The organism is Runella sp. MFBS21 (assembly GCF_029433105.1).
Lineage (GTDB): Bacteria > Bacteroidota > Bacteroidia > Cytophagales > Spirosomataceae > Runella.
In genome coordinates, this window is sequence record NZ_JARNTW010000032.1 from 41,004 (window position 1) to 48,410 (window position 7,407).

Below are 7,407 nucleotides of genomic sequence, written 5' to 3' on the forward strand. Positions count from 1 at the left end.
TCAGATAGCGCCCAATAGGGCATGTTTACTTAAGCTTTTTGTATGCCATAGTCTTTTTTCGGAATCCCTTGCGAAGGATTTTACGATTGTCCAGAGCATCTTTATCAATAATTATGGAACAAAGATAAATAGAAACTCCAAAAATTGCAGCCTTTACACAATCCAATAAATAATTAAGATTTTCTTCGTACACAAAATAATAATGAGGCATCAAGCTTCCTCCCTGCTCTTCGATAGTTGCTTGATTCAATCGAATCAGTTGCTGTTTTGATCACCCTAATGCTTTAAAGGTTTCTTTATAGGGTTTATCCTTCTTTCAAATTTACCGTTTTGGTAGGGTCAATTTTTAGCCAAAGCAGCGCGGCCACAAATAAGCACCCCGCAATGAGATACAGAGGGATATTGAAGTTTTTGGTGCTTTCGACCACCATACCAAAGATAATAGTGATAAAAAAACCGCCCATTTGTCCCGCGAAGTTCATTGAACCTGCCACTGTGCCTGCGTTGCGCTTGCCAATATCTACACACACGGCAAAAGAAACAGGCAGTGCCAAATCTTTTGTAAGTACACATACCGCCAAAAGATAGCCCGAAAGCTCATTGTTGGTGGTCAATCCCGCAGCCAAAAAGAAAAAACTTGACAAACCTAAACCCGTAATGGCGACGGCTCTGCGACCTATTTTAAGTCCATATTTTTTAGACAAAACATCACTCAGAAGTCCACCTACCACACAGCCAATTGCCCCCAAAAAGTAGGACAGTGAGATAAAATTCTTGGATTGTTCTTCGGTCATTCCACGCCCTTCTTGAAAGTAAGTGGAAGACCAATTGGTAAAGAAATAAGCCCCGTAAAAAAACAAATGACACATGAGCATCAACGCCCAAATGTCGGGATTTAGGATAATTGTCTTCCACGGAATAGCATGATCCATTTGTTTGAGGTTCCGCCCTGCTTCTATTTCTTCTACTTCTTCAGGGCTAATGCCTTCTTTTTGGGAAGGCTCGTCTCTAAACCACCAAAACCAACCGATTGCCCATACTGCTCCTACCAACCCAAGCACCCCAAACGCCCAACGCCACCCTAAGGCATGAACCAGCGGAATCACCAACAACGGCGTAAGTGCGCCGCCGATACGCCCAGCCGCCCAAATCACCGACTGCGCCCGCCCTACTTCTACCGCTGGAAACCAACGCGAAATAGCAATAGTGGCGTTGGGATAAGCCCCAGCTTCTCCTACGCCAAACAAAAACCGAACAATCAATAAATACAAGAAATTAAAAGCTGTACCTGTAAGGGCAGTAAAACCTGACCACCACAGCACCACGCGTGTCAAAACACGACGGGGACCAATGGCATCACCCATGGCCCCCGTCGGGATTTCAAATAAAGCATATGCTAATGAAAATGCCCCCAAAATCCACCCAAACTCTTCGTTGTTTAAACCTAAATCTGCTTTGACATACTTGCTGACGACATTCATGCAAACGCGGTCAAGAAAAGTGATAATCGAAAGCGCAAACAAAAAAGTTAGGGCACGGTAGCGATATTTCATGAGTTGAGTTTAGTTACCACATCAGCGAATAAGTAATCTTCGACGAGGCGGGTACTATCAACTCTTGTTCACTACCTATACTTCTTACAGCCGCTCCGTCAGCCTGAATATAGTAACTTTTATCCACAGCAAAGGTATTATCATTAATTTTTATGATTTCTTTACCCGTAGCAAGGCGGCATTTGAGCGTGGCAGGGATAGTACCTGTCAATCGAAGCTCACGCGTAAAAAACTTACTCTCTGCATCAGGACGAATTTGGTCTTCCACTTTGATACCAGCTAAATCATACTTAAAAGTAGGACGCCCAGCCGCATCTATATCATATCCTCTTTGACGAAAGCCATCCGTCTCACCATAGGCTGTAGGCCAAGGGGCTTGGTCGCTCGAAAGAAGCGCTAAAGTAGGTTGATTGTTTAGATTAAGTACACTTCCTTGCGGAATACTCATACCATTACCACGGTCGTTCCACATGGGAGTTACGTCCAAAAAGTCTCCTTTCCACACGCGAGCCAAGGCTCCTTTTTCGAGATTGATAGCATAATGAATACCCGTAGGCTCGCCCACTGATATACCATGAGATACGCTTTCATTATTGATACTGAAAAAACTGCGGTGTACGGTAGGCTCACTGCCTGGTTTTACCAAAATAGGATTGGTAGGATTGCTCATATTGACAGAGCCTAAGGCATGTAACTCTACGGCACGGTTGAAATCACTTTCTACCATGAATCCAAGCGAAGATTTGGCCCAATCGGTGTTTTTATTATAAACAAACTCAAAAGGAAGCTCACCCGCCGGAAGAGTCGCTTTGGCTTGTCCATCCCACCATTTCCACTTCATCAGCTCTTGATTGTTGATACGAAGGGTAGCATTTCCACCATTGTTGACCGTTTGGAAACGATATTCACCCGCTACTGGGATTACGATTTTACCCACAAAACGAATCAAATATCCATTGGGTTTACCCGCCATGTCATAGGCAAGTTTGGTAACAGTCCCTTCTTTAACAGGCTTTACTTTGGCATAATCAGGCTCCGCCATCATCACCCCGTCGTATACCGTATATTTAATATCTTTCAAGGCAGGGACTTGAGTGCCGTATTGTTTTACCACCAAATTGCGGAAAGCCACGCTTCCATGATCGCCTTGGATAAGTAAAGGGCCTTTTGCTACTTCACCTTCCATACCACCACGAGTAATTCCCGACAATTCTACGTTTTCCTGTACTATCTGTCCATTAAGCTCTATTTTCAAAACTTTGGCATTGGCGATTTTTTTACCATTGGCATCAAAACGAGGTGCCTGAAACGAAATTTTTATTTTTTGCCAAAGACCCGGCGCCTTGCTAGCGTTCATGCGTGGCATATAACCTTCATAGCCTTTTTGGCCATTTGGACGGCTTTCATCCCAACGCTCATAAATAGCGCCCAAATCATGGACGTGAGGCTGCTTAACACCCCAACTATCAAATAATTGGATTTCGTAACGTCCCTGAAGATAAATCCCCGAATTGGAGCCTTTGGCCATCATAAATTCAACCTCCACATCGGCATCGCCATGTTCGAAGTTAGAAATTAAATCAAATTCACGTCCGTATTTACCCCTTGGATGGATACAAGCTAGCACGCCTTTGCCCGGAGTGGTAGTCATGACATTATTTTGATTCAAATCAGCTGTGGCATTTCCCACAATCGACCAATTGGAAGAGGGATTTTTGAAGGCACTCAAGTCATCAAGAGAGATTGTTTGTGCCTGAGTAATCACACAAATGAGACTAAAAAAGGGAATTAATTTGCGTATCATTGTTTAAAAATTTTGTACCGCTTGGTACGTATGATTGGGTTCTAATTATTTGCTTACAAAATGAAAAAAACTGAGCACTATTTACTTAAGTACTAATGCAAAAATAGACTTTCCAAGTTTTATACTTATAAGTTTGATAATCAGTAGTTTTACAAACTTGGAAAGTCTTGCAAAATGAAAAAACTGAGCACTATTTACTTAATTCTATCAGTTCATTTACTTTTATTGTAGTAATATAACGAGCCGCCTGCCCCGCCGCTAGCTGAAAAATAGCCGCATCGCCCCAACCCAGCCCATTCATAGGCGCAGGGCTTGGCATAGTTGAAAAACCAGCATGAATTACCAACACTGTATTCTTAGCATCAATGGGCTGCTCTGCTGCTAGTTTCAAGGTGTTGTTATAGCGGTTGGCCTCATCATACACATAATAAGTTAGGTCTTTTGACGGTTGTACAGCTACTGCCAAATTCATCAAATCGGCCGTCGTAGAGCACCGACAATATTCACTCGTATATACTCTTCCCACCGGTACTTCCAATACATGAAGGGCTTTTCCAATGTCTACAGCGTCTTTTTTACCTTGGTCATTGAGCTGACGGGCTAAATTAGCATCACAAGATTTCCACCAATTTGGTTGTGTGGATGAAAATTGGTCAGCCCCTACATCAGCCGCCGCATGACGAAAAACCAACGAATACCCTCCTTTCTGTAATGCCTTCAGAATGCTAGCTCGTGGCGTAACCACCATTTTCATGACTATACTATCGCCTAAATCACGCTCATTTTTTACCGTCATGCGATAAACACCAACGCTAGCAGGTGCAGTATAAACCAATGAATCTTGGGAGTCTTGAATGGCAGTTCCGCCGGAAATGGTCCAAGTCACGCGCTGATTGAATTTAATACTTACCTTCGATGAAGGAGCTACAATCATTGTTTTACCGTCAAAACCAATCGCATATAGTGGTAAGATGGCATCTTCTTTCTTACACCCTGTTAGGATAAGAAAAACAAAGACAAATACTACTAAATAGGACAGGGTTTTCATCACCTAAAACTGATATTATAATCTCACAATTTCGGCACCGATGGCATTCAGACGCGTGTCTATGTTTTGATATCCACGGTCAATTTGTTCGATATTATCAATAATACTCACCCCTTTGGCCGACATGGCCGCTATCAAAAGCGATACCCCTGCTCTAATATCGGGCGAAGTCATTCGGATACCGCGTAATTGCGTAGCACGATTGAGTCCCACTACAGTAGCGCGGTGCGGGTCGCAGAGGATAATCTGCGCGCCCATTTCGATGAGTTTATCCACAAAAAACAAGCGACTTTCAAACATCTTTTGGTGAATCAGTACAGTTCCTTTTGCCTGAATCGCCGTCACGAGTACAATACTCAACAAATCTGGGGTAAACCCTGGCCAAGGAGCATCGGCTACCACAAGCATCGAGCCGTCTATGAAAGTCTCTACTTCGTAGCGGTCTTGTGCAGGAATAAAAATATCATCTCCTCTAAACTCCATCTGAATGCCTAATTTTTGGAACACACCAGGAATCACTCCCAAATCAGGCACCGAACAGTTTTTGATGGTCAATTCGCTTTGGGTCATGGCCGCCATTCCGATAAACGACCCGATTTCAATCATATCGGGCAGCATACTATGCTCCGTACCATTCAGTTGGGCTACCCCCTCAATAGTGAGTAGATTGGAGCCTACACCGCTGATTTTGGCCCCCATGCGGTTAAGCATTTTACATAATTGCTGCAAGTAAGGCTCACAAGCGGCATTATAGATAGTGGTGATTCCTTCCGCCATTACGGCAGCCATTAGGATATTGGCCGTACCAGTTACCGAAGCTTCATCCAGCAGCATATATACCCCTTTCAATTGGCTAGCATCCACCTGATAAAAGCCGCCATCATTGGGGTCATAATCAAATTTTGCGCCCAACTGCTCAAACCCTAAAAAGTGGGTATCTAATCTACGGCGCCCTATTTTGTCGCCTCCAGGACGCGGAATGCGCCCCTTTTTAAAACGTGCCAACATCGGCCCCAACAACATCACCGACCCCCGCAATGCCGCCGCTTTTTGTCGGTACATTTCGGTTTCCATAAACTCAAGATGAACATCCGAAGCTTCAAACCGAATCGAACTATCGCTCAATCGCGTACGCTTTACGCCCAAATCTCCCAGCAAATCAATGAGTTGATTTACATCTCGAATATTAGGAATGTTATGAATGGTAACAGGCTCTTTCGTCAACAACACCGCACACAGAATCTGCAATGCCTCGTTTTTGGCGCCCTGAGGCGTAATCTCGCCCTTCATTTGACGACCACCTGCTATTTTAAATGAAGCCATATTAAGAGAATAAACTTTAGGAGTTTGGGATGAGAAATCAATAAATCAAATGTTGGGTACAAAGCTATCAATTTTTAAAAAAATATGGCAAAAAATCAATAACCCATCTACCGCTATCATTCAAGACTTACCGCTATTTTTACACTTTCTTGATTCCATTTTCTTATGCCTTCTTCTCATCGGTATTTTATTGTCAACAAGCCATTCAATATGCACTCACAGTTTGTAGGAGCGGAAGGCGGAATGATGTTGGGAGATTTAAAATTTGATTTTCCACTTGGTACTCATTGTATTGGACGCCTCGACAGCACTTCGGAAGGGCTGCTGATTTTGACCACTAACAAGCAAATGACTCAATTGCTTTTTAAAGGTACGCGCCCTCACAAGCGCACCTATCTTATTCAGGTATATAAAAATATATCTCTCCAAGCGCTACATCAACTACGCGAGGGGGTTTTAATAAAAGTCCGAGACCAAGGCATTTATAAAACTGCCCCCTGCCAAGTAACCGTCGTTGAAAAACCCGCCGATTTGTTTGAAAGCGGTTGGCAATACCCTGACCATATTCCTAGCACGTGGCTAGAAATTACGCTTACGGAAGGTAAATTTCGACAAATCAGAAAAATGATGTCAGCCGTCAATCATCGTTGCCTTCGTCTGATTCGAATTTCTATCGAATCCCTAACTCTCGGTACACTCCAGCCTTTTGAAGTAAAGGAAATTTCGGAAGAAGAGATTTTTCAGAAATTAGGATTTATTTAAACAAAAAAAGTCTCCGCCAATTGACAAAGACTTTTCACCATTACCCAGTTCAAATATAAAATTTCCTATGATGTTACGGATGCTATGAAGATTCAAACCTACTAAAATGTCTTCACCAATAGCTAGAAGTATCCATGAAACGACGAAGTTAAAGGATGAATGGTATATTTTTTACAGCTAAAGTGTAGTTTGGTCTAGACCACAATCAAGGCGGTATAAATCAAAACCTTCGCTCCAATAGTCCTTCACCACTTCACGAAGTTGCAATCCAAATTTCTCATAAAATTGATATACCAATTGCGACGTCCTGACCGATACCCTGCTGATACCTTCCATTTGTTTCATCCTTTCTATCCGAAAAACGGTCAGAGCCCTGCCATAGCCCTTGCCCTGACTCTGACGTGCCACCACATCCCACGATATAACAGCCGTAATACCGTCTTTGCCTAAATTAATACCACCACACGCCTGTATTGTCCCTTCTACTTCAAGCACATAGTATTGCTCTAAATGATGATTGAGATAATCAATAAAATCTTGTTCTTCGTTTACGGCAAAATATTGAGGAATATTTTCTCTTAATATTTCTAAGAGGCGTTCTCTGTCATCCATACAATAAGGACGAATATTCATAAAATTTATATTTAAAAGTATTTTTTAATGCAACAGTAATCCGACCATTAATGCGTCCAAAACAGCGCACACTCCGAAATTCATCCCATTTTTTGCCAAATTTATCCCATTTTTTCATTCTACTTATGAGGCTATTGTAGTTTGCAGTGAATTAATTACTCATGTTACGCACAAGAGTTAGCTAATTCTTCAAAGTAATTAAATTTACGAAAAAAAGCGAAATGGAATTTCTATCTCCAATATTTGATTTGTACAGTGATTACCTGATAGTCAATCAAGGCCAA

General features: G+C 42.4%; 7 protein-coding genes. 1 reads left to right on the forward strand and 6 read right to left on the reverse strand.

Features of this window, described 5'->3' with window-relative positions:
* Positions 1 to 25: 25 nt before the first annotated feature.
* From P1X15_RS30890 to murA, 5 genes are all read right to left on the reverse strand, one after another.
* The gene (locus P1X15_RS30890; protein ID WP_277341967.1) at positions 26 to 250 is read right to left on the reverse strand and encodes a hypothetical protein; all 225 of its coding nucleotides are present in this window, start codon (positions 248 to 250) and stop codon (positions 26 to 28) included.
* Between the two features lie 55 nt (positions 251 to 305).
* Complete coding sequence (locus P1X15_RS30895; protein ID WP_277341968.1) at positions 306 to 1,553, reverse strand: MFS transporter; 1,248 nt, start codon at positions 1,551 to 1,553, stop codon at positions 306 to 308.
* A gap of 13 nt (positions 1,554 to 1,566) precedes the next feature.
* A complete protein-coding gene (locus P1X15_RS30900; protein ID WP_277341969.1) occupies positions 1,567 to 3,357 on the reverse strand; it encodes a DUF1080 domain-containing protein in 1,791 nt (596 codons plus the stop codon).
* A gap of 190 nt (positions 3,358 to 3,547) precedes the next feature.
* Positions 3,548 to 4,405 carry a hypothetical protein gene (locus P1X15_RS30905; protein WP_277341970.1) on the reverse strand — a complete coding sequence of 286 codons (858 nt, stop codon included), beginning with the start codon at positions 4,403 to 4,405 and terminating at the stop codon, positions 3,548 to 3,550.
* A gap of 15 nt (positions 4,406 to 4,420) precedes the next feature.
* Positions 4,421 to 5,728 (reverse strand): UDP-N-acetylglucosamine 1-carboxyvinyltransferase, encoded by a 1,308-nt coding sequence (gene murA, locus P1X15_RS30910; protein ID WP_277341971.1) that lies wholly within the window; start codon positions 5,726 to 5,728, stop codon positions 4,421 to 4,423.
* Between the two features lie 165 nt (positions 5,729 to 5,893).
* Between murA and P1X15_RS30915 the strand changes: the two genes are divergently transcribed.
* Positions 5,894 to 6,490, forward strand: coding sequence for a pseudouridine synthase (locus P1X15_RS30915; RefSeq protein WP_277341972.1), 597 nt, complete (start codon positions 5,894 to 5,896; stop codon positions 6,488 to 6,490).
* Positions 6,491 to 6,667: 177 nt separating this feature from the next.
* Here the strand turns inward: P1X15_RS30915 and P1X15_RS30920 are convergent, their stop codons facing one another.
* Positions 6,668 to 7,123 carry a GNAT family N-acetyltransferase gene (locus P1X15_RS30920; protein ID WP_277341973.1) on the reverse strand — a complete coding sequence of 152 codons (456 nt, stop codon included), beginning with the start codon at positions 7,121 to 7,123 and terminating at the stop codon, positions 6,668 to 6,670.
* Between the last annotated feature and the right edge of the window lie 284 nt (positions 7,124 to 7,407).